Annotated in this window: 22 protein-coding genes; 10 read left to right on the forward strand and 12 right to left on the reverse strand. The window is 43.9% G+C overall.

Features of this window, described 5'->3' with window-relative positions; translation table 11 throughout:
- The first annotated feature begins 33 nt into the window (after window positions 1–33).
- The 4 genes from mmsA to pdxR all read left to right on the forward strand — a co-directional run bounded on the left by mmsA (window position 34) and on the right by pdxR (window position 5,051).
- Window positions 34–1,566: a CoA-acylating methylmalonate-semialdehyde dehydrogenase gene (gene mmsA / locus OCU49_RS15655; protein WP_261841492.1), complete on the forward strand. Its 1,533-nt coding sequence runs from the start codon at window positions 34–36 to the stop codon at window positions 1,564–1,566.
- A 144-nt stretch (window positions 1,567–1,710) separates the two neighbouring features.
- Window positions 1,711–3,039: a tetratricopeptide repeat protein gene (locus tag OCU49_RS15660; RefSeq protein WP_261841493.1), complete on the forward strand. Its 1,329-nt coding sequence runs from the start codon at window positions 1,711–1,713 to the stop codon at window positions 3,037–3,039.
- A gap of 235 nt (window positions 3,040–3,274) precedes the next feature.
- Entirely contained in the window at window positions 3,275–3,517 is a 243-nt protein-coding gene (locus OCU49_RS15665) for a glutaredoxin domain-containing protein (RefSeq protein ID WP_261841494.1), read from the forward strand.
- A gap of 73 nt (window positions 3,518–3,590) precedes the next feature.
- Window positions 3,591–5,051: a MocR-like pyridoxine biosynthesis transcription factor PdxR gene (pdxR, locus tag OCU49_RS15670; RefSeq protein WP_261841495.1), complete on the forward strand. Its 1,461-nt coding sequence runs from the start codon at window positions 3,591–3,593 to the stop codon at window positions 5,049–5,051.
- Window positions 5,052–5,118: 67 nt separating this feature from the next.
- On the opposite strand, the gene OCU49_RS15675 is transcribed toward pdxR, so the two are convergent.
- The 6 genes from OCU49_RS15675 to OCU49_RS15700 form a co-directional block, all read right to left on the reverse strand.
- Complete coding sequence (locus tag OCU49_RS15675; RefSeq protein WP_261841496.1) at window positions 5,119–7,233, reverse strand: methyl-accepting chemotaxis protein; 2,115 nt, start codon at window positions 7,231–7,233, stop codon at window positions 5,119–5,121.
- 214 nt (window positions 7,234–7,447) lie between these two features.
- Window positions 7,448–8,260, reverse strand: a complete 813-nt coding sequence (locus OCU49_RS15680; protein WP_261841497.1) for an ABC transporter permease subunit — start codon at window positions 8,258–8,260, stop codon at window positions 7,448–7,450.
- A 1-nt stretch (window position 8,261) separates the two neighbouring features.
- Window positions 8,262–9,224, reverse strand: coding sequence for an ABC transporter permease subunit (locus OCU49_RS15685; RefSeq protein ID WP_261841498.1), 963 nt, complete (start codon window positions 9,222–9,224; stop codon window positions 8,262–8,264).
- Window positions 9,221–10,402 carry an ABC transporter ATP-binding protein gene (locus tag OCU49_RS15690; protein WP_261841499.1) on the reverse strand — a complete coding sequence of 394 codons (1,182 nt, stop codon included), beginning with the start codon at window positions 10,400–10,402 and terminating at the stop codon, window positions 9,221–9,223. Before OCU49_RS15690 ends, OCU49_RS15685 begins: the two co-directional genes overlap by 4 nt.
- A 110-nt stretch (window positions 10,403–10,512) precedes the next feature.
- Window positions 10,513–11,604 carry a polyamine ABC transporter substrate-binding protein gene (locus tag OCU49_RS15695; protein WP_261841500.1) on the reverse strand — a complete coding sequence of 364 codons (1,092 nt, stop codon included), beginning with the start codon at window positions 11,602–11,604 and terminating at the stop codon, window positions 10,513–10,515.
- 24 nt (window positions 11,605–11,628) lie between these two features.
- On the reverse strand, window positions 11,629–12,129 hold the full coding sequence (locus OCU49_RS15700) for a thioredoxin family protein (RefSeq protein ID WP_261841501.1): 501 nt from the start codon (window positions 12,127–12,129) through the stop codon (window positions 11,629–11,631).
- 378 nt (window positions 12,130–12,507) lie between these two features.
- Between OCU49_RS15700 and OCU49_RS15705 the strand changes: the two genes are divergently transcribed.
- Both OCU49_RS15705 and OCU49_RS15710 read left to right on the forward strand, forming a co-directional pair.
- Window positions 12,508–13,086, forward strand: coding sequence for a cytochrome c biogenesis CcdA family protein (locus tag OCU49_RS15705; protein ID WP_261841502.1), 579 nt, complete (start codon window positions 12,508–12,510; stop codon window positions 13,084–13,086).
- A 502-nt stretch (window positions 13,087–13,588) separates the two neighbouring features.
- Entirely contained in the window at window positions 13,589–13,876 is a 288-nt protein-coding gene (locus tag OCU49_RS15710; RefSeq protein WP_261841503.1) for a Bor family protein, read from the forward strand.
- Window positions 13,877–14,006: 130 nt separating this feature from the next.
- On the opposite strand, the gene speB is transcribed toward OCU49_RS15710, so the two are convergent.
- Both speB and OCU49_RS15720 read right to left on the reverse strand, forming a co-directional pair.
- Window positions 14,007–14,987 carry an agmatinase gene (gene speB, locus OCU49_RS15715; protein WP_261841504.1) on the reverse strand — a complete coding sequence of 327 codons (981 nt, stop codon included), beginning with the start codon at window positions 14,985–14,987 and terminating at the stop codon, window positions 14,007–14,009.
- Window positions 14,988–15,165: 178 nt separating this feature from the next.
- Complete coding sequence (locus OCU49_RS15720) at window positions 15,166–16,056, reverse strand: LysR family transcriptional regulator (protein WP_261841505.1); 891 nt, start codon at window positions 16,054–16,056, stop codon at window positions 15,166–15,168.
- A 172-nt stretch (window positions 16,057–16,228) separates the two neighbouring features.
- Between OCU49_RS15720 and dctP the strand changes: the two genes are divergently transcribed.
- The 4 genes from dctP to OCU49_RS15740 all read left to right on the forward strand — a co-directional run bounded on the left by dctP (window position 16,229) and on the right by OCU49_RS15740 (window position 19,812).
- A complete protein-coding gene (gene dctP, locus OCU49_RS15725) occupies window positions 16,229–17,245 on the forward strand; it encodes a TRAP transporter substrate-binding protein DctP (RefSeq protein ID WP_261841506.1) in 1,017 nt (338 codons plus the stop codon).
- Between the two features lie 110 nt (window positions 17,246–17,355).
- A complete protein-coding gene (locus tag OCU49_RS15730; protein WP_261841507.1) occupies window positions 17,356–18,012 on the forward strand; it encodes a TRAP transporter small permease in 657 nt (218 codons plus the stop codon).
- A complete protein-coding gene (locus OCU49_RS15735) occupies window positions 18,009–19,289 on the forward strand; it encodes a TRAP transporter large permease (protein WP_261841508.1) in 1,281 nt (426 codons plus the stop codon). Before OCU49_RS15730 ends, OCU49_RS15735 begins: the two co-directional genes overlap by 4 nt.
- Window positions 19,290–19,455: 166 nt before the next feature.
- Window positions 19,456–19,812, forward strand: a complete 357-nt coding sequence (locus tag OCU49_RS15740; RefSeq protein WP_261841509.1) for a HopJ type III effector protein — start codon at window positions 19,456–19,458, stop codon at window positions 19,810–19,812.
- Window positions 19,813–19,886: 74 nt separating this feature from the next.
- On the opposite strand, the gene OCU49_RS15745 is transcribed toward OCU49_RS15740, so the two are convergent.
- The 4 genes from OCU49_RS15745 to OCU49_RS15760 form a co-directional block, all read right to left on the reverse strand.
- Window positions 19,887–20,723: a sulfite exporter TauE/SafE family protein gene (locus OCU49_RS15745; protein ID WP_261841510.1), complete on the reverse strand. Its 837-nt coding sequence runs from the start codon at window positions 20,721–20,723 to the stop codon at window positions 19,887–19,889.
- Window positions 20,724–20,894: 171 nt separating this feature from the next.
- Window positions 20,895–22,454, reverse strand: coding sequence for a SulP family inorganic anion transporter (locus OCU49_RS15750; protein WP_261841511.1), 1,560 nt, complete (start codon window positions 22,452–22,454; stop codon window positions 20,895–20,897).
- Between the two features lie 210 nt (window positions 22,455–22,664).
- Window positions 22,665–23,750, reverse strand: coding sequence for a DNA polymerase IV (dinB, locus tag OCU49_RS15755; protein WP_261841512.1), 1,086 nt, complete (start codon window positions 23,748–23,750; stop codon window positions 22,665–22,667).
- Window positions 23,751–23,875: 125 nt separating this feature from the next.
- Window positions 23,876–24,160: a helix-turn-helix domain-containing protein gene (locus OCU49_RS15760; RefSeq protein ID WP_261841513.1), complete on the reverse strand. Its 285-nt coding sequence runs from the start codon at window positions 24,158–24,160 to the stop codon at window positions 23,876–23,878.
- Window positions 24,161–24,272: the final 112 nt, after the last annotated feature.

Here is a 24,272-nt window from a genome sequence, read left to right on the forward strand (position 1 = left end):
CTGTCACTTAAAAAAGATTGAGAGACATTATCCATGACTACAGAATACATCAAAATCAGAAACCATATTAATGGTGAATGGCTTACTGATCAGAACGGCCAGTACGAACCGCTAAAGAACCCATCTACCGGCGCTATTATTGGTGAAGTTCCAATGTCTTCACAGGAAACATCCCAACAAGCTGTCGCTGCAGCTGCAGAAGCATTTCCTGCCTGGAGCGCTACACCGCTGCCGAAGCGAATGAACTATATCTTCGATATGCAGCAAGCCATGCGGGATAATCTGGAAGAACTGGCACAATCAATTGCGATTGACCAGGCTAAGCACATTGCTGAAGCTCGCGGCGAAGTTGGTCGCGTAATCGAAATTTTGCAAATGGCCTGCTCTATCCCGGCACTGATTCAGGGTGAAACCGTTCAGGGGATAGCCAACAACATTAATGGCCGTCTGATTAAAGCACCATTAGGCGTGTTCTGTGGGGTTGCTCCGTTTAACTTCCCTGCCCTTGTATTTGGTTGGTTTGTTCCGTTTGCGATCGGCACCGGCAATACATTTGTATATAAACCGTCTACCGAATCACCTCTGTTCATGCAGAAAATGATGCAATTACTCATTGATATAGGCCTTCCTAAAGGTGTTGTAAACATTGTTCACGGTGACCGTACAACTGTTGAAGCCTGGTATGACGATGAAAACGTAACCGGTGTTTGCCTGGTCGGCTCTACGCCAACAGCACACGCGATTGCCGAAGGCTGTGGACGTAATGGCAAAAAAACAATGCTGTTAGGTGGGGCTAAAAACTTCATGGTGGCGATGGAAGATGCCCCTATGGACCTGATGATCGATAACGTTCTGATGTCCGGTTACGGCTCTGCAGGCCAGCGCTGCCTGGCAGTGTCAAACATTGCTGTCGTTCCTGAAATCTACGATGAATTTGTAGAACGTTTATTGGAAGCATCTAAAAAAGTGACCGTTGGCGACGCCATGGATCCTGACGTATTCATGGGCCCGGTGATTTCGGCTAATGCCAAATCCAGAATAGAAAAATATATTGAAATCGGCCAAAACGAAGGGGCGAATCTTGCACTGGATGGTCGTAATCCAAATATTCCTGATGCGAATAAAGATGGTTACTTCGTCGGCCCTACTGTATTTACAGAAGTAACTCCTTGTATGCAAATTGCCCGTGAGGAAATCTTTGGCCCCGTACTGAATATAATGAAAGTAGGCTGCATCAATGGCGCTCTTCGAATGATCAAAAATCATGAAATGGGCAATGGGGCAGTAATCTTTACTCAGAATACTTTTTACACTGAAAAGTTCATCAATGAAGCTGATGTAGGCATGGTTGGAGTAAACGTTGGTATCTGTGCGCCTCACCCGTATTTACCATTCGGTGGTATTAAAGGATCACTGGTAGGCAATAACAAAGTACAAGGTAAAGATGCAATCGATTTCTTTACCCAAAACAAAGTAGCGACTGTCAGAGTTGTAGATCCAAATGCCGGTAAAACAACCTCTGCAGCAAAAACTGACTCGTCAGTACGTAGCTGTGTAGCAAACTAAACAAGGCCGATGGTTTACTGCACACTGCAGTAAACCATCTTTCGCTTTTTCTCATTGTAAATACAAAACTATAACTACCAGCACTAAAATAATATTTATGGGTGATTGAGTATTTTGGCTATATAAAATAATAAGGTAATAGCAATGAAAGATTTAACCAATTTAGATGTAACTATCCATAGCAAAGAAGCTCTGGATCTTTTTAACGCCGCAATCACCGAACTGTGCTTTTTTAAAAATCCACTGCACAATATTATTGATCTTTTGAAAATAGAGCCTGACTGTGCCATGGGTCAGGTTCTTAATGCACATGTTAACCTGTGGACTACAGATAAAGATGATGCAATCTGGTCGGTTCGCAGTAATGAAGCAATACATAAACTTGACCATACAAGTTTAACTACCCGCGAAAGAATGCACATCGCGGCTGTTCAAGCCTGGGTCGCTGGCGATTTAAGGAAAACCTCTGTCATTCTGGATGAAATCCTCATCGAATACCCATGCGACATTCTTGCCCTGCTCAGTGGTCATCAAATTGACTTTTTTCTCGGCGAAGCAATGAACCTGCGTGACCGCGTTTCACGTGTTTTACCCAGCTGGGACAGCTCACACCCGCTATATGGTTTCCTACTGGGAATGCTCAGCTTTGGCCAGGAAGAATCCGGCCACTATAAACAGGCCGAAGAAACAGGCCTGCGTGCTGTGGAACTCAATCCTACCGATGTTTGGGGCATTCATGCCGTATCTCATGCACTGGAAATGCAGAACAAACCGGAAGCAGGGGAAAAGTTTATGCATGATAATGAGCAATACTGGGGACAAGACAATTTTTTCATTGCGCATAACGCCATTCACTATGGTTTGTTTCTTCTCGAAACGAATAACATGACGACACTTATTAATGTGTACGATAAATATGTACATAATAAAGACACTAAGCCAGCATGCTTGACGCTTGTTGATGCTTCATCTGTCATGTGGCGTTTATATCTTGAAGGCGTGGATACCGGCAATAGAATTCCTCAACTGGCACAGTCCTGGCAGGATAAATGCGGCCAAAATTATTATGCTTTCAATGATGTCCACGCAATGATCGCGTTTGCTGCCAGCGGTGATCATGTATCTGCCAAAAAGCTGATTAAGAGTATGGAAGATTATTTGAATGCCGGAGACCGTACATCTAGTAACTATCTAACCACACAAAGAATCGGCTTGCCTGTTGCTAAAGCATTCTATGAGTTTTCTCAGGGTCACTACAGTAGTGCGATTGATATTCTCATGCCTATAAAAAACTCAATTAATGTCTTTGGCGGCAGCCATGCACAACGTGATGTAGTGGCCAGAACATTACTCGACTCGGCTATTAAAGCTAAACAAAAAAAACTGGCTAAAGCCTTGATTAATGAACGAATTATTAAGAATCCTGACGGATTTTATAACCAAATCAAGCTTGAACAGGTAAATGGTATTTAACAATAACTATTACTGACTAATGAAGAACAGAGCACAGTCTCTGTTTTTACAACATTTAAATGAAACGTTAACCACTCGAAGTTATTTAAACCTGTTGAATCATGCATAAGGAGTCTTCGTCTAATCAGACAAGACTCCATCTCAACAGAGGCCTCCCGCCCCCTCGCATGACACCGACTAATTGTCGTTATAAATACTAACCCAATAAAAAAATTATCTAGCCAGGGAAAACAAAGTGAAAGAATTTACAATTTATGGTCGTGAAGACTGTGCATTCTGCATTAAAGCTATTCATTTGTGCTTACATAACGGATATAGCTTTAATTTTATAAATATTACAACTGCAAAAATAACTAAAGAACAGCTTTCTATAAAAATCAACCAACCTGTAAGAACAGTACCTCAAATATTAACGGGGAGTATTTATATAGGCGGCAGTGAAGACTTAGAAACTCACCTTATAAATATGCCTGGTTGATATAAATTTAAAATTCATTATCAAAAAATAATTTGGTGATTAACAACAGGAAATCAGAACCAGGGCAATAACTATGATTCAGCATCTTTTTCATTTATCTACCGATAAACCCGTTACATTACAACAACAGGTATATGAATCAATTAGCAATGGTATTCTTGATGGTCACATATCACCGGATATTCCCTTACCATCTACCCGTCAGTTATCAAAGATGTTAGCAATATCGAGAAACACTGTCGTTATTGCGTATCAAAATTTAACAGCAGATGGTTATTTATTACCCAAAGACAGAGCCGGTTTTTATGTTGATAAAAACATACTAAAGGGAAAGCCTGGTAACACTCAACCTCTCGATATAACAGCAAATAGCCAACCGGACTGGGAGAGCCTCGTCAGCTTTAACCGTGTAACAAATACGATTAAAAGAGCACAAAACTGGCAAGAGCAACCCTACCCTTTCGTATACGGACAACTTGATCCGGACCTCTTTCCCTTCCAGCACTGGCGTGAGTGCAGTCTGGATTCTGTTCGTATCCTGCCCGCTAAAAACTGGCTGTCAGATCACTATGACTCAGATGACCCTTTACTGATTACCCAAATCAAAAGTCGTTTACTTCCACGTCGGGGTATCTGGGCAGAAAACGATGAGATTCTGGTCACTGTTGGTGCGCAGAATGCAATATTCATGACGCTATATGCGTTACTGAATAACCGGTCTACCCTGGGAGTCGAGAATCCAGGTTATCCGGACCTGTATCAAATTGCGAATCAATCCGGAGCTAATATCAAGCCATTAGCCATCGACAGTCAGGGATTGATTATTAATGAGCAGATCAATACCTGTAACCTTCTGTTTACAACCCCCAGCCATCAGTTTCCCACAACCGTCACTATGCCTCTTGAACGCAGAAAACAATTGCTTCAAAAAGCGACAGAACATGATTTTTTAATTATTGAAGATGACTATGAAAACGAAATAAGCTTTGAATCAACGCCGTTACCAGCACTGAAGAGTTTCGATGCCGATAACAGGGTTATATATATTGGCAGCTTATCTAAAACACTCTCGCCCGGGTTAAGACTTGGCTACATTGTAGCGCCTAAGCCATTCATAAATGTATTACGCGAGATACGCTGTTTAATGCTGCGTCATCCGGCAATGAATAACCAAAAGGCAGTTGGCCTTTTTCTTGAAAGAGGTTATTACCACTCATTAGTAACAAAGCTTGTTGCAGTTTATAAAGAACGCTGGAAAATAATGAATACGTCCATAAATATGTATCTTCCTGATTATCTATCCCAACCTCTTATCGGAGGGTCTGCTTGCTGGATTGAAGGTCCGAAGCACTTAAATGCTAAAACACTTAAATCAATCGCTTCAGATCACGGGATAATTATCGAGAGTGGCGAAAAATTTTATGCGGGTGATCAGATACCACTGCATACTTTCCGCCTAGGTTACTCTTCAATCAAGACCGATAAAATTGATAGTGGCATTTTGAAGCTTTCAAACTTAGCAATAAATATCTAAAAACACTTATGTCTACGTGCCAAATCCCCTCAATAAAATTGAGGGGATATGTCAGCAACCAATCTACTTATGTCTTTAATTTAGCTAGCTGCTGTTCCTGCGCAGTCACCAGATCAGCTAAATTAACACTGCTCCCATAAGCTTCATCTGCAATAGACGCTAAAGCTGATGCAGAAGATGAAATCATAGTAACGTTATGATCGACCGCTTCAGTCATTGAACTTTGCTGTTCAGCAGCAGCCGCTATATGATTCACCTGATTAGAAACTTCATCAATTTGTTCAACAATCTGCCCAATAGAATGCAAAGCCTCATTAGTTTTGCCTACGGCAAGATCCGCCTGCTCAGTCCCCTTTGAAATAACCTTTGATGCACTGGCAACTTCAGTATGCAAAGTAGCTATGAGCTGACTTATATTGTCAGTCGATATCTGAGTTTTCGATGCTAAAGAGCGAACTTCGTCAGCAACTACTGCAAATCCACGCCCCTGATCACCGGCACGTGCAGCTTCAATAGCGGCATTTAAAGCCAGCAGATTAGTCTGCTCTGCAATTGAACGAATCACTTCAACAATTGTGTTTATATTCTCACTACTTTGAGTGACTTTAATCACTGCAATTTTAGCTTGCTCTGACTCTTCTGACATAGTTGACACATATTGCATTGCAGTCGTCAGGCTGGTTTGGCTATTCTTAACATTCTGCGTCATCATACTGACTTCGTTCGCTGTCTGTTCAGAGGCTTTTGCTGCCTCAAGTGCTGTTAAATTCATTTGCTGAACAGCAGAAACAACTCCTTCGATTTGAGTATGTTGCCCGTTCACGCTTTCCCTAATATTTTGAGAAATCCTCGCGGCACTTTCGCTTTCATTTTGCGTACTTCCAGCCAAAACTTTTAACTGTGATATTAATAGATGTAATTTTTTAAGAAACTGGTTAAACCCGCCACTCAAAGCGATTAACTCTGCATGCGAGGCGACCTTAATTTGTCTGGTTAAATCGCCCTCTTCGCTGGCCAATTGTGTCATGTGAACTCTTAACTGATCAATAGGTAACACAATACTTCTGGTCATCCACCAAATACAGAATACCGCAATGACAGTGCTTACCAGTCCCAGTATGACCTGGAGACTTGTCATTTTGTCTGCGTTTTTCTGCATATGACTTTGTAAGAGTAACGCACTTTCCTGAGCATCAGCCTTATCAATTTCAATTACAATTGACCACTTACTCCCTGATACATCAATATCGATAGGTTCAATTATTGTTATAGTTTCAGACGTTTCTAGGAATGATGCTTGCTGTGCTTTTGCTAGTATTTCGTTTGCTTGTGAAGGTCCTATCACTTCCTGTAATGGCCGGCCTAATTTTAAATAATGGCTTGAGGCAACAATCAATCCCGTTTCACTTAATAGTGTTACTTTGCTTTTACCTTTATATAAGAGCTGAGACAGCTCATCAATAAACGATTGAAAAACGGGTAGATTAATGTCGGCGCCAACAAGACCAACAAACTTGCCTTGCTTAACTACCGGAACGCTCATCGATGTCATCAACTCACTATATTCAGGAGTTACCTCATAAAGATAGGGTTCCATTAAGCAAGGTTTAACATGCTCTTTGCTACATAAATACCATTCAGCCGCACGTATATTAAACTCATCAAGTGTTTCATCATATTTATGTGCAGCATCATCAATGATCACTTGTACAATATTATTTTCATTCTCACGAACATAGTAAACCTCAAAGTTTCCTGACACTTTGACACTATGTGAATGTCCTTCAGTGTATGCATGATCATTGCCATCAAAACCATTGGCCTCAAAAATTGCATAAAGCGACGATAAGTTCTTATTCTTTATTAATGTATCGGCAATAAGCTTCTCAGCCTGATCACGTTTTATTCCCGACCTACCACTGTTCTCCATGACGCTGGAGAAAGAAAAAGGCACACGATAAGCCTCGTTAATAAGAGCAGAAACCCGCTCACTATACTGAAGAGCTTTAGCGACTAACTTCTCTTTAATTTCTGTATTAATTATTGTCGTTGTTGAATCATAAACTTGCTCATTGTTTATTTTTAATGCTTGCCACATGGCTAATGACAACGTGGATACGGTTAATATAAATAATATAATTGTTGTGTACAGCAGCTTGGAACTGATTGAGTATTTTTTCATAATATTCCTTAACAACAGGCGTAATGATTACTCTTCTTTAAACATTACTCGTGTAATATTTAAAAACAAATATTAATAATCAGCTAATATGCAAATTTAAGGTATGTTTAGTAACGACGCTTAATATAGCGGTCTTGGGCATATAATAAGAAAAGTATAAAATATACTTTTCTTATTTCATTAAATTGAATCACTGATTAATATCTATTAATTTTTAATCAGGTAACATTTTATTTTGGCGGCGCATCTGCCAGATCGCACCAACAACACCCAGGGCAACGATACCGATCATGATCGTCGCCAAGGCATTCACTTCCGGCGTAACCCCTAAGCGCACCTTGGAGAAAATCACCATTGGCAGCGTGCTGTTACCCGGACCGGAGACGAAGCTGGCAATAACCAGATCATCCAGCGATAAGGTAAATGACAGTAACCAGCCGGAGATGATCGCCGGTGAAATCAACGGCAAGGTCACCAGGAAGAACAGGCTGAAAGGCTTGGCCCCCAGGTCCATTGCCGCTTCCTCCAGTGATTCATCCATCGCCGATAAACGCGATTGCACAATGACCGCCACATAAGCCAGACAGAAAGTACTGTGGGCAATAATAATGGTTCCGATGCCCCGGCCGGATGGCCAGCCGAAGGCGCCTTCCATTGCCACAAACAACAGCAACAGTGACAAACCGGTGATCACTTCCGGCATCACCAAAGGTGCGGTGATCCAGCCAGACAGCACCAGTTTGCCCGGAAAACGGCCCATCCGTGACAGTACGAAACCTGCCAGTGTTCCCAACACCACCGCCACACTGGCGCTGATGAAGGCGACCTTTAAGCTCAGCCAGGCAGCCGTCATGATCTGCTCGTTATTAAACAGCGCGCTATACCATTTCAGGGACCAGCCACCCCAGACGGTGACCAGTTTGGATTTGTTGAAACTGTATACGATCAGCGCAATGATCGGTGCGTACAGGAAGATAAACCCTAATGTCGCGCTGGTATTCAGGAACAGCGATTTACGTTGTTGCATCTTAAAACGCCTCCTTACCGGAATTAGTGTTTCTAATCAGCATGATCGGCAGTACCAGCACGATCAGCATCACGGTTGCCACCGCACTTGCCATTGGCCAGTCCCGGTTGAGGAAGAACTCATCCCAGAGGACTTTACCTATCATCAGGGTATCGGAGCCGCCTAAAAGGGCCGGAATCACGTATTCACCAACCGCCGGAATAAATACCAATAAACAACCGGCAATGATGCCCGGTATCGCCAGTGGCAAGGTAATCAGGAAGAAGTTCTGCATCGGCCGGCCACCTAGATCCTCAGCGGCTTCCAACAAGGTAATGTCCATCTTTTCCAATGCGGTATAGAGCGGCAAGACCATGAACGGCAAGTAGGTATAGACGATGCCGATATACACAGCGAAGTCGGTCTGCAGCATAGTTAACGGCTGATCGATAATGCCGAAACTGAGCAGAAACTCGTTGATCAGGCCATTCTTTTTCAGGAAGCCCATCCAGGCATACACCCGCAACAGAAAGGAGGTCCAGAACGGCAGAATCACCAGCGACAGCAGTAAAATCCGTGTGGTGGATTTACTGCGGGCGATCAGGTACGCCATTGGAAACGCGACTAATAATGTGAAGAAAGTCGATACCGCCGCAATGCGGATGGAGCTCAAATAGGCTTCCAGATAGAAGGTGTCTTCAAACAGGTAGATGTAGTTGCCAAGGTTCAGCTTCAGGGTTGCAAACGACTCTTCCGGGTCCCATTCCAGCAATGAACTGTAAGGCGGAATCGAGATGGTCGGCTCCGCTAAGGAAATCTTGAAGACCACTAAAAAGGGTACAAAAAAGAACACTGCCAGCCACAGGCTGGGCAGGGAAATAACCGTCCAGCGACCAATGCTCAGGTGGCGTAAGGTATAAATCAGGCGCCCCAGACCTGACACCGGCTTCTGGCCGGGAATATTCAGGGAAACTGGGGCGTTCATGAGGTCAGTACCACGCTGCTGTCCGCATCCCAGGACATGTACACCTGATCTTCCCAGGTGAAGCGCTCGCCCATGCTACGGGACAGGTTCGGCTGAGTGATACGGACTTCTTTACCGCTTGGCAGACGGATGCGGAACACCGACATGCTGCCCATGTAGGCAATTTCTTCGATGATGCCGACGATACAGTTAACGTCCTGATCCGGCTTACGGCGGCTGACTTTGATCTTTTCCGGGCGCAGTGCCACGTGTACTTTCTGATTTGGTGAACAGCTGATGCCGTGGTTAACATAGAGTTCGCCACCGGCTTCTTTGGAGTGAATACGCACACTGTCCGGTTCATCTTCAATCACCCGGCCTTCGAACATGTTCACTGAACCGATGAATTCTGCAACGAAGCGACTGTTCGGGTATTCATACACATCATGAGGCTCGGCGGTCTGGACGATCTTACCCTGATCCATGACGCCAATACGGGTCGACAGGGTCATTGCCTCTTCCTGGTCGTGGGTAACGACCACGAAAGTCACGCCGAGTTTTTCCTGAATGTTAATCAGCTCAAATTGGGTCTCTTCACGCAGCTTCTTATCCAGTGCCCCCAGTGGCTCATCCAGCAGTAACAGCTTTGGCTGCTTGATCAGTGAACGGGCCAGTGCGATACGCTGGCGCTGACCACCGGACAACTGATGAGGTTTACGTTTGGTCAGATGCCCCATTTGCACCAATTCAAGCATCTGGGCGACCCGCTCTCTGACTTCTGCACGGGGAATGCCTTCACGCTTCAGGCCAAAGGCAACGTTTTCTTCAACACTCAAGTGGGGGAACAGCGCATACGACTGAAACATCATATTGACCGGGCGCTTCCAGGGCTGAATACCTGCCATATCAACGCCATCGATGATAATTTTGCCAGACGTAGGAGTTTCAAAGCCAGCAAGCATGCGCAACAAGGTACTTTTACCAGAACCGGAACCGCCTAGCAGACAAAAAAGCTCGTTTTTATAGATATCCAGTGAGATGTTATCAACGGCTGTAAAACCAGCAAACTTTTTAGTGACATTTTCGATCCTTAAAAAAGCTTCTGCTCCATCTTGCTTCCATAGAGGAGCAGTAGAATTGATCACATTAGACTCAAGTGAAACATTTTCACCCTGTTTAATGATTGGGTTCGAACTCATGTTAGTGCCTAAATTATTATTATAATATTATCTACAAATATCTTTTAAATCATCTGCAGGTTTAATTAGTTATTAGTAATAAAAAATAACCGATGTTTTATATAACCCTATTACCTTCCAGTTTTAATATCGGTCCATGCACGGGTAAGTAAACGATCAAATTTTGCCGTATGTGCAACAGGAGCAAATAAACGTTGCTTTACTTCATCAGATGGATAAATACCTGGATCAGTCATAATTTCATCTAAAAGCAGAGGTTTAGCCGCATCATTAGCAGATGCAAAGAAAGTGTAATTCGAAAAGTCAGCGGCACTGTCACTTCTTAATAAATAGTCAATAAAAGCATAGGCACCTTCTGGATTTGGAGCATCTGCCGGAATAGCAATAAAATCAAACCAAAGCAATGTACCTTCTTTAGGTATACTATAACCAAGGTTAACACTAACTCCGGCTTCTTCAGCGCGCACGAGAGCATTAGAAACATCACCGTTATAACTAAGTGCTACACATATATCGCCATTGACTAGATCTGTTATATGTTTAAACGATGAAAACTGCTTATAATTTGGCCTTGATTTTTTCAATAAATCCGTCGCTTTTTTCAGATCCTTCTTGTTCTCTGAATTTGGATCCAACCCTAAATAATTTAACGCAATGGATGTCACCTCAGCAGGTGACTCAAGAATACTGATGCCACAATCTTTTAATTTAGAACTGATTTCAGGATCAAAAATAAGATCTAATGAGTCAAGAGGCATATCACCTAAGCGCTCTCTTAGCATTGTCTCGTTATAACCTAGCCCAATAGTACCCCAGGCATAAGGAATACTGTGCTTGTTTTCAGGATCAAACTGACGTGCTTTAGATAATAAGTCTTTATTTAAATTCTTGTAATTTTTTAACCTGTCATGATCAATTTCTGAATATACACCTATTTTCGCTTGCCTTTGAAGATATGAACTGGCTGGAATTATTACATCGTAACCACTAGCGCCAGTCATCAGTTTGGCATCAACTACTTCATTTGAATCGAAAACATCATAGTTAACTGTAATACCTGTTTCTTTCGTAAAATTATCAATAACGGTAGGTCCCACATAGTCAGGCCAATTATAGAAATTTACTGTACTGGTTTCTGCAAGAGCTAATTCTGATGAAGCAAACATCAAACATCCAGCTATTAATTTATTTTTATTATCCATAACTAAACCTCTAATTTTTCTAGTTTATTTTATTGCTTTAATAAGATCAGTTACCGTTCTGTTCAAATAGCCTCCTAACTTACAATCAGATTTTATATTTTCATATTCATATGAAGGGCAGCTTCCTGATGGACATTCAGAATAAAAATCAACCATTTCAAATCTCTCATCAAGAATAACAACAACTGGTATTAAAACTTCATCAATTTCTAAACGTGATTTAATTTCGTCTTCAGCTCTACCTTTAGTAATTATAGACATTTTAAATAAGCTGTTGATTTCACATATTTTATTAAGAACAGATAATTGCAATTGACAAAATGGACACCACATTTCAGCAGCCACTAGCAATTTAACAGGCTTGCTTATACTTAGCAGCTGATCTAAAGCCTCCTGATTAATTTGTAAGTCAGTATTTAGCAAGTCGGCAACCTTACTGACTTCCAAAATTTCATTACGGGTTCCCCGACCTAAATATTGATGATAGTTCTCACCACATTCGAAAAGCTCTTGATATGTCATCATCTTTACACTCCACTTATCATCACAAAACCAGATTACGACTCAATACAGTTACAGTTAACTTTTTAAGTAATCCTGCTAACAGTATTAACCTCCCTTTGAGACTTAATAAATGCACAACACGTCACCTAAAGTTTACAATTACGGAAACATTCTCTGGCTATTGATGGATCCGTAGCAACTATTACTCTCTGAGCTTTAAACACTTAAATAGCTACATAACAGTCAATGGCACCTTAACAGCTGATATATATGAAGAATTCACGATGGAGAGACGTTTACAAACAAAATATTTCTATAAAACTAGAAATATAGATATAATTTTATTAGCCATGTTTCTTAAATGGCTGAAATTATAGTTTCAAAAAATGGATTGCAGAAATGCCTGATGTAACGGTTACAGAATACTTTATTGCCTTCATAGGCGGTCTTCTTTCTACTTTTTCTCCCTGCTCTGTTACCCTCCTACCTGGTTATCTATCATTTCTTTCTTGTCAAACTGATAGCCGCTATTCAAATATAAAAATAGCTTTGAGTTTCACATCTGGTTATTCATTATATTTCTTATTACTAGGCTTTAATATTACACTATTAGGAAAAATATTTTGGAACTATCAAGAAGAATTGAATATATTAGTGGGAATATTGATAGCTATCCTAGGTTTAAAATTATTGTTTAATTGTGGTAGCTGCGACAAAAACTCCAGTATTATTTATAATTCAAACAATGGAGTACTTAAGAATGCCTTTATACTTGGAATATTATTATCCTTAGGAAGAACTGCGTGTACAGGTCCGATATTAGCATCTATACTTGCTTATCAACCTGTTGTTCCAAACGCATATATCAGTCCAGTTTTGTTAATCATTTATTCTCTTGGTTTCAGTATTCCAGTACTTCTCATATCGTTGACGTTCAATCGTTTACATCAACATATAAACAGACATAAACAGACATAAACAGACATAAACAGACATAAACAGACATAAACAGACATAAACAGACATAAACAGACATAAACAGACATAAACAGACATAAACAGACATAAACAGACATAAACAGACATAAACAGACATAAACAGACATAAACAGACATAAACAGACATAAACAGACATAAACAGACATAAACAGACATAAACAGACATAAACAGACATAAACAGACATAAACAGACATAAACAGACATAAACAGACATAAACAGACATAAACAGACATTAAATAACATCAAAAAAATAGGATCTATTAGCCTGATTTTAATCGGAATCACTATGATTGTTGGTAAAACAAAAGAACTCTCAGTTTGGATTAGCATACTTTACCCTTCCTTACTGAACATCGGATAAGGTGTCTGCAGCGTCAAACCCATTCATTTTCTATACAAAACCTTACAATAATTATTTTGCTGTTAGCTAAGATGTCTCCGTTACTGAACATACTCCGTCAATTAACAGGACATATCATGAAAAAGACTTTGCTGGCTTTAACTGCCACCGCATTCATCAGCGGCTGCTCAACCCAGACTTTTAACATTAACGGTACAACTAACAGCCAGCCTGCCAGTGAAGAATCTCAGACATTCTTTATTAACGGTATAGGTCAGGAAAAACAGACTAACGCTGCTGAGTTATGTGGCGGTGCTGATAAGGTGGCAAAAGTTGAGACTCAGGAAACATTTGTGAATGGTTTCCTTGGTTTCATCACACTGGGAATTTACACACCACGGGATGCGCGGGTGTATTGCAGATAAGCGGAGATAAAAGAACGCACAGCGCCTCCGGTTAACTGACCGGAGTAGGTCCGCACTGTGCGCTAAGGTGTTTGGAATCTATCGGAAATCAGGCTTCTGTACGGTGAAATACAGAAGCCTTTTAGTGTGATCAGCTAGCTTGTTCAGCACGCTTGGCACGGGCATCAAATACATATCCCAGCAAGTTAAGCAGTACCTGAGCGGCCAGAATACTGGTCGTACCGGTGTGATCATAATCCGGAGCCACTTCGCAGAGGTCGATACCGACCACATCACCCTGCTGAGCAACCTGCTGCAGTACTTCCATTACTTCGTAATACTGGAAGCCACCATGGCTAGGTGTACCAGTGCCCGGAGCAATAGACGGATCAAAACCGTCGATATCAATTGTGATGTAGTAATTCACATCTTTAGGAATCAGCTTCATTACGCCTTCTAAGCCCAAACGGCGTACGTCACGTACAGACAGAATGGTTGAACCGGAATCTTCCGCCAGTTTATGGTCAGAACGGTTCGAAGAAGACACATTACGGATGCCCAGCTGGGTCATACCACTGATATAACTCTGTTCAGATGCACGGCGCATCGGGTTTCCGTGGCCATAACGAACACCATGACGCTCATCAACAAAATCCAGGTGTGCATCTATCTGAATGATATGGATCGGGCCTTTATTGGCATATTCCTCGAATGCTTTAATGCAAGGGGCATTCACAGAATGGTCTCCCCCAACAGTGACCGGTAATACACCGGCTTCGAGCATTTTACGTACGCCGTATTCAATATTGGCGTGACTCTTAACGGTATCGGTATGTACGATATCAGCATCACCAATATCAACGATGCTCACGCCTTCCAGATACATAGTGTCTTCTTCATAGGAATAAGCGCCACCATGTCCGAAAGAGAACAACGTTGATGCTTCACGAATTGAACGTGGTCCCATACGCGCACCGGAGCGCCACTGGGTGCCACAGTCAAATGGTGCACCCATGAAGGCAACATCACCCTTAATGTTGTCCCAATCTTCACAGGTAGGACTCTTGGCAAAAGTACAGAAACCTACAAACGGCAGATTCAGCCGGCCTTTCTCGTAAGCATTATCGCTCATCTTTATTTACTCCTGTTCAGCAACCACTGCGGCTCAATACAACAGGAGACAAACATTCCCGTTGCTTAGATTGCCCCCTTTATGATTTTTTAATCGGGGGATTGCTGGGAGTATTACAAACTAAATCGCATCAAAAAATATGAAAGTTATGATGCTTATATTTGATTTTATAATGTAACTATTCCGGATCTAATCCCAGAACATCTTCTATGTCCTTAACAAAGACCCTGACAATATTACGTACCGCAGGTGATGCTCGCATTGCCAGATAAAACGCTGAATGATGCTCCAGATTCAGGTGATCTATGGCCCGCATCTCACCGCTATCAACCCATGCCTGCGCATAATGCTCAGGCAAATATCCCATAAAATGACCACTGGTAATCAACATAGCCTGGGCTTCCATATTAGTAACGAATGCAGTGTTCTGAATACCTGGTAAGTCAGTTTGCTGTAAATATGCCCGGGTCGATACCGGAAACTGCTGCAGTGTTTCCCAACTGATCTCAGCAGCAGGTGCAGCAAACAATGGATGGTGCTGGCCACAGTAAAAACCATGCGCTTCCTTATGTAATAAGCGATATGTCAGCGTATTATCCCGGCGTTGAAACGGTCCAATGGCAACATGAATATGACCATTAAGCAGGTCACGCTCAAGATCCTCGGGGGGTAATACCTCAAGCTTGATTGATACATCGTTATCACGGCTGAAGAAACGCTGTAGCGCAGCGTTAATAGGAAATTCCTGATTACTGATCGTGGTATCAATCAAACCGATTCGCAACGTACCTGTCAGCTTGTTACGCAATTCGCCTAAATCTGCCTCAAAGTCAGAGACATTATTCAGCATACTGCGGCACTTTGCGTACACCAGCTCCCCTTTCTCTGTCAGGTTAAAACCACTGCGCCCACGGTGACATAACTGAAAGCCAAGGCGGATTTCAAAATCCCGTATATGCGTACTGATTGCGGGCTGGCTCATCCCTAAAGCGGCCTGCGCACTGACAAAACCGCCACATTCCACCACTGAGCAGAATGTCTGCATGTGTTTCATTGAGTACTGCGCCATAATCCGCTCCTTTTAGTAAGAGAAAGATATAATTTACATCAATTTTTATGATGTATACATATTAAATATTGTATTTTTCAATACATATACTTTTGCAATACTGATTGTGAATCACATGATTTATGACCGATTTCGCCAACAATAATAAATGCTACAAAGCGAGGCCTATAAGATGTTCAAGCTAAAGAAAGGGTTACAAAATCTGGCTATCACTGCCACTGTTGCCATGCTGCCGGTACTATCCCACGCAGAAGAGTGGAAGTTCGCCATTGAAGAGATTCCAGGCTCTATTATGGATGCCTATGCACAGGAATTTAAACGTAAAATAGAAACCAAAACCAACGGCGACATTACTGTGAACGTCTACCCGCTGGGCTCATTAGGTACACCTACTGAAATGGTTGAACAGGCTGCCGACAGCGTGGTGCATTTCGCCAACGTTTCCGTCGGTAACCTCGGTACTATCGTACCGGAATCCCAGTTATTCCTACTGCCTTATACATTACCTTCTGAACCGGCTGCCATTTCCGAAATGCTGACCACCAGCAAGGTGATTTATAACGATCTGGGTGAAGATTTCGCCAGCAAAGGCCTGAAACTTCACACTATGTATTCGGAAGGCCCACAGGTTTGGACAACCAATAAAGAAGTCCGTAAGCCTGCTGACCTGGATAACTTCAAAATGCGGGTAATGGTTTCACCTATCCTGCTGAAAGCTTATGAAGACTTAGGTGCCAGCCCAACACCACTGCCATTCGGTGAAGTATACGGTGCACTGCAGCTGAAGATAGTTGATGGTCAGATCAACCCTGTACCTACTATCGAAGAAATGAAGTTCTACGAAGTAACCGACTACATGATCTGGGCCGGTGAACAGGAACTGGTAACAACTATCGTTTCCGGTACTGACTGGTACGAGACGCTGGCACCTGAGAAGCAACAACTAATCACCGAGACCATGACCGAAATGCGTGGTTTTATTGATGACGTAGTGACTCGCTTCAACCAGGATAAACTGGAAAAAATCAAAGCTGCCAAACCTGATATCCAGTTCGTGAAGTTAAGCCCTGAAGAACAGGCTGTCTTCCGTGACCGTAGTAGCTCTACTCACTCAGCATTTACCGAAATTGCCGGCGAACGTGGCCAGCAACTGCTTCAGGATCTGCTTGCCGAAGTTAATGCGAAGTAAGCACCCCGCTGCTTTACCGGCTGAAATTTAATTAACCGGTAACAGGCTCCGGACAGCAGCAGTGCCCGCTGCTGTCCGATCTCACTCTAGCTGTTCCCCGGGAGCCTATTATGTCCCAAGTTATTACCGGATTGCTGAACCGGCTCGATCTATGGATTGGCCGTATAGAAGCCAGCATTCTCAGCATTGCCATCATTGCCATGGCAGTCAATTCAATCGCTAACGTCTTCGGCCGTTATCTTTTCAACCAAAGCTTATATTTCTCCGATGAGCTGAACCAGTTTCTGATTGTGATCGTTACCTTTATGGGTCTGGGCTACATTACCCGCAAAGGTAAGCATATTCGGATGTCTGCCTTTTACGACATGTTGCCTGCCCGCTGGCAGAAAATATTCATGGTCGTTATTGCTCTGTTAACAGCCACTGTGATGTTTGTACTGGCCTGGTATGCGCTGGAATATGTAATGAAAATCGCTCGCCGTGGCCGTGTCACGCCAGCTTTGCAGTTCCCACTCTACCTGACATATATATGGGTCGCTCTGGGCCTTCTGATCGGTGCTATTCAGTACCTGCTGACGGCTATCAAGAACCTCGATTTACAGGACGACACTGTGTACATCTCATACACCACTGTCGATGAATACGAGGATCCTGAAATTGCGGATGCTATTCAGCGCTGCCAGAGCAACAACACTGAAGGCACAAACGACGTTCAGTCTGAAACAGAAACATCCAAGCAACATCAAGTGCAGGAGTCTAAATCATGACCTTAATGATGCTAAGCGTAATGCTTATCCTGTTGTTATCAGGCTTTCCAATGATGATGCCACTGCTGTGTGCAGCTATCCTCGGTTTTACTATTTATTACCCGGATCTCAGCCTGCAACTGGTAATTCAGCAGATGATCGGCGGTGTTAAGCCTTCTGCATTGATTGCTGTGCCTATGTTCATTCTGGCGGCGGACATTATTACCCGGGGTCACTCAGCTGACCGGCTGGTCGATGTTGTTATGCGCTTTATGGGTCATATACGTGGTGGCCTTGCGGTATCGGTAACAACTGCCTGTGCTATGTTTGGTGCCGTGTGCGGTTCTACTCAGGCAACCGTGGTTGCTATCGGCGGCGCCATGCGTCCACGGATGCTCAAAGCCGGATACAATGATTCCTTCTCAATCGGCCTGATCATTAACGCTGCCGACCTCGCCTACCTGATTCCTCCGTCTATCGGTATGATCATTTACGGCGTAATCTCCGGCACCTCTATATCAGAGCTGTTCATTGCCGGTCTGGGCCCTGGTTTGCTGATCATCGTACTGTTTTCTATGTACTGTATCTGGTACGCCAGAAAACATAATATTCCTGTTGAATCTAAAGCGACCTGGTCACAGCGTTTAACCGCACTGCGTCGGGCACTCTGGCCAGCAGGTTTTCCACTGATAGTGGTCGGCGGTATCTACGGTGGAATCTTTAGCCCAACCGAAGCGGCAGCAATCTGTGTGCTATATGCACTGATTCTTGAGCTATGTGTATTCCGCTCAATCAATCTGAAAGACGTTACCGATATTGCACTTTCAACAGGTGCAGTTACCTCAGTCGTGTTTATTCTGATTGCCGCCGGAGCAGCTTTCTCCTGGGTACTTTCGTACGCTCAGATACCTCAGCAGATCATCGCATCACTGGGCCTGGAAGGTGCAGGCGTTATTACGACCCTGATTGCCATCAACATCGCCTTCTTCGTCGGCTGTATGTTTGTTGATTCAATCGTGGTGATTCTGATTCTGGTACCGATATTTGCGCCACTGGTAAAAGCCACCGGGCTTGATCCTGTTTTAGTCGGCGTAATGATTACCCTGCAGGTCGCGATCGGTGCAGCGACGCCACCATTCGGATGCAACATATTTACCGCTGTTGCCGTCTTCCGCCGACCTTTCGTAGACGTAATCAGAGGTATACATCCTTTCCTCATAATCCTCTTTGTTGTGACAGCGCTGATGATGGCTTTTCCTGAAATAGCTCTCTTGCCACGGGATTTGGCATTCCGCTAAACACACATGCTGAATTTACTCCGCAATGTTTATCCGGTGTGGTCTTCCTGACTACACCGGATATCTACACCCTTGGTCGTAATAAACTGAAAATACTACATTTTTAAGCTTCTAAGCCGACAAGGTTAACCGTACAATCGGGACAAACTTTGCATAGGAGCACCCCATGGATCTGAATACATTTATCCAGAATCTGACCAACTCTGCACCGCAGATGGATTTCGAAGACACCATGGCTGTTATTGAACAGCACTATAGCTACACCCCTACGCGCTTTTTAAATGGCCTGGGCGATAATCCGGTTGTTAATGAAGCCGGTACGAACGAAGGCTCCTGCAAAATTTTTGCATTCGCAAAACTGAACTCACTGAGCGAACAGCAAACCCTTAACTGCTTCGGCCGCTTCTACCATGAAGACGTTCAGCAACACCCCGATGCCAGCGACCACGGCAACATTCGCAGCTTTATCGAATATGGCTGGTCCGGTATTCAGTTCGACAGCCAAGCACTTACTGCTAAATAAGCTCGACTGCCAGACACCGCACACACAAAAAAGCAGCCATCAGGCTGCTTTTTTATGAACTGCATTTATTGTGATTAACTCACCGACAATAACATCTTCGCAGCAAGCGCCAGCAGCAACACGGCAAAGCCTTTTTTCAATACCGGCACGGGTAAACTGTGTGCCAGTTTTGCCCCCAGTGGCGCGGTAGTGAAACTAAGCGCGGAAATCAGAACGACTGCCGGTAAGTTCACATAGCCAAAGATCAACCAGCCACTGATTTCTACCGGCCAGCCATTAATCAGATAACCAATGGTACCCGCCACTGAAATAGGTAAACCAATGGCTGCAGAAGTGCCTATGGCCTGCTTCACATCAACGTTATGCCATGACAAATACGGCACTGTCAGCGTCCCGCCACCAATAGACACTAAGGCAGAAAAACCACCTATACCTGTCCCGGCAGTGAACAGTCCCCAGAATCCAGGGATAGTCCGGCTTGGCTTTGGCTTCTTATTGAGGAACATCTGCACTGAAACAAATACCAGAAAGCAGGCAAAGAAGACCGCCAGAAAGACACCGCTCAGCGACGCTGCCAGAAAAGTCGCCAGAAAGGCGCCTATCACAATACCCGGTGAAACATTCTTCACCACTGGCCATATCACGCCGCCACGGCGATTATGCGCCCGCATACTGGAGACTGAGGTCAGAATAATGGATGCCATAGACGTACCCAGCGCCAGATGAACTACCTGTTCCAGTGGATACCCCTGCCAGATAAACAGGCTGGTGAGTGCTGGTACCATTAATAACCCACCACCAATGCCGAGCAAGCCAGCCAGTACACCCACGATTGAACCCAGCGCAACATAAGCGAGGATAAATTCCAGTTCCAGCATTTGTTTGCGTACCTCTTTTATGACAATAACCATTTGAAACCCGGCCACTATTTCAAAACCCGGCGAGGAATGCAAAGCCAGATGTCTGAGATATATCACACCAGAAGGCTTTTTTCGGATACTGGAAACGAAGTATGCCAGTCACTATTCAGATACAAAAACGCCGGCTATAAAGCCGGCGTTTTCAATGTATCAGATCGCTAATCAGGCCAGCTTATCATCAGCCACTTTGTATTCAGGATCTTCAGCGCGATTAATCTCAACCACACTGCCCGCTTTTTCTAACAGGCGGATACATTCCGGGCTAAGGTGACGCAGGTGAATATCGATACCAGCTTTCTGATAACGCTCCACCAGAGAGTCGATGACTTCAATACCTGAATGATCCACTACACGGCAGTTTTTGAAGTCGATAATAACTTCCTGAGGATCATAACGTGGCGTGAACTGGTCACGGAAGTTCTGCACAGAGCTAAAGAATAATGGGCCGTTAGGCTCATAAATCTTCAGATAACCATTGTTCTCCATACTGCTATCAACCCGCATATACTTGGCGTGCTTCCATGCGAATACCAGTGCAGAAACAATCACACCGACGATAACCGCAATTGCCAAATCAGTTAACACTGTTACTACAGTTACTGTGATTACTACGAATATGTCGGAAGGAGGAATCTTGTTAAGCAGACGAAGGCTGGCCCATTCAAAGGTACCAATTACCACGATGAACATGACGCCAACCAGCGCCGCAACCGGAATAATTTCAATCCAGCTGGAACCCACCATAATAAACGCTAGCAGAAACAGCGCCGCAGACACACCAGATGCACGACCCGTACCGCCTGAGCTGATGTTAATCATACTCTGACCGATCATGGCGCAACCACCCATACCGCCGAAGAAACCAGTGGTAATGTTAGCAACACCCTGGCCAACACATTCTTTGTTGCCACGACCACGGGTTTCAGTGATTTCATCAATCAGCGTCAGTGTCAGCAGAGACTCAATCAGGCCAATTGCGGCTAAAATCAGTGCGTAAGGAATAATGATCCGCAGAGTTTCAAAGTTGATCGGAACCATTGGAATGTGGAACTGAGGCAGGCCACCAGCGATAGACGCCAATGGATTACCCGTCATATCCGCCAGTACGTCCTGCACAGTACGGGCATCCAGATCCAGACCGATCACCAGTGCTGTCACTGTGATAATTGCCACCAAAGTAGACGGCAGCGCTTTAGTCAGTTTAGGCAGGAAGTGAATGATCGCCATAGTTAACGCAATCAAACCCAGCATCATCATCATTTGGCTGCCTTGCAGCCAGGTCAGGTTGCCGTCATCGTCCAGCATTTGGAACTGCTTCATTTGCGCGAGGAAGATGACTATTGCCAGACCGTTCACAAACCCCAGCATAACGGGATGCGGCACCATACGGATAAACTTACCCAGCCGGAAGACACCCGCCAGTACTTGTAAGATACCCATGAGCACCACAGTGGCAAACAGATACTCTACCCCGTGCATTGCAACCAGACTAACCATTACAACCGCCAGTGCACCTGTTGCACCGGAGATCATTCCCGGACGGCCACCGATTGTTGCAGTAATTAAACCCACCATGAAAGCGGCATATAAGCCAACCAGTGGTTCTACACCCGCCACAAAGGCAAAGGCGACCGCTTCCGGCACAAGGGCCAGAGCAACAGTAAGGCCGGAAAGCACATCGGCTTTCAGGCTCTGTGAACGCTTAACTAACAATTGCAGCATAGAATTTCCGTGCTCCGGGAAAAATAATTACATCTCTACCCCCAGCCTACAGTTAAAACAGGGCTGTTAAGGTACAAATGACGTAAGAAAGGCGCAGGATTATATAACATCGCGACTGTGCAATGACAGCGCCAATTTGAAATAGCCAGAGGATTTAAACATGAAAATATGACAAGTCTTATGCAGTGACATCATCACCATACGTTTAACTTACTCAAACAAACTCAATTGAACCCCTTGCTGAGGTTTATGCTCCACTAACCTGTAACCTAAGCCGATTAGCCGAACGGGTCTTTCGCCTCGTAACCACGCCTGCTCACACAGCTGCTGATAAAGTGCGAGATTAGGTGTCAGCGTCGACAGCTCAACCGTTGTCTGCGAGAAATCATGAAACTTAAGTTTCACAACTGCACCACTAATATCCCGCTGTTCTTTATGCTTACCATAACGCCGTTGCAATTCTTGCATCAGAATCGGGAGCTGTTGCAAGCAGGTCTTCAGATCCTGCAGGTCCTGAGGATAAGTATGCTCTACACTGATCGACTTACGTTCACGGGATACTTTTACCGGACGCTCATCAATGCCTCTGGAAAGCTCGTATAAGCGCTTTCCAAACCGCCCGAAACGATCTACAAGTTGGGCCAGACTAAAACTGCGTAACTGGCCACAGGTTTCAATCCCCATGTCATGCAGTTTGGCGGCGGTTACTTTCCCCACGCCAAAAATCTTCGACACTGCTAAGGTTTCAATAAAATCATCCATATCCTGAGGCGTAACTACGAACAAGCCATCAGGCTTACGCCAGTCGCTGGCTATTTTTGCAAGAAACTTATTCCCCGCAACACCTGCTGAAATGGTAATACCAACTTCAGCAACAACCCGGGCACGGATCTCTTCAGCGATCAGGGTCGCACTGCCACCGCAATGCTCTGAGCCGGTCACATCAAGAAAAGCTTCATCAAGAGATAAAGGCTCAATCAGGTCTGTATAGTCCTGATAAATATTCATAATCTGCTGAGAAGCCTGGCGGTATTTTTCCATATTACCCGGTAACAAACGCAGCTGCGGACACTTCATCAGTGCTTTGGCTGTCGACATAGCCGAATGAATACCAAATTTACGGGCCGGATAGTTACAGGTGGATATAACACCTCGCCGGTCAGAAGAACCACCGATGGCAATAGGAATGTCAGTAAGGCTGGGATCATCACGCATTTCAACTGCGGCAAAAAAGCAATCGCAATCACAATGAATGATTTTTCTCTGTGGACCGGATGTCGTTTGTTCGTCAGACATAAATTACGTTACACAAGCAGTGCTGATGGGCTAAGTGTAATGCAATTAACTGTATAAAAAAACAGTGCACAATTATTAACTGCGCACTGCTCAGGAGAGGAATAAAGAACTGGATCTATGATCACTTACCTATCAAGCGACGATTCCAGTGTCTTCAAATTTCCTTCAACCCAAGACGGATCAAAAGGTCCCCAATTATCAATGACATAATAGCCGTCGTTATTCCGACACCCATCCTGTTTGAAATAGATTTTAATGCCTAAGCCAGGTATGGCTTTAATGACGTCCTGAATGGTGCGCCGTGGCCAGCCTGTTTCCAGCATTAAAGCAGAGACACTGGGACGCTCAAGAGTATTCACCAGATGGGTGATAACTAAACGACGCGCAAACGCAGAATTGAATTTTTTCATGGCGGGTTCTACATCCTTTTAGATTAATTGGTAAAACACTGCTAAAGCAGTACCAACAGCGCTATATCCTTTTAGCCTCTCCACTCGAAAGACCTTCACGCTTACTTTCAAG

The organism is Aliamphritea ceti (genome assembly GCF_024347215.1).
GTDB classification, from domain to species: domain Bacteria; phylum Pseudomonadota; class Gammaproteobacteria; order Pseudomonadales; family Balneatricaceae; genus Amphritea; species Amphritea ceti.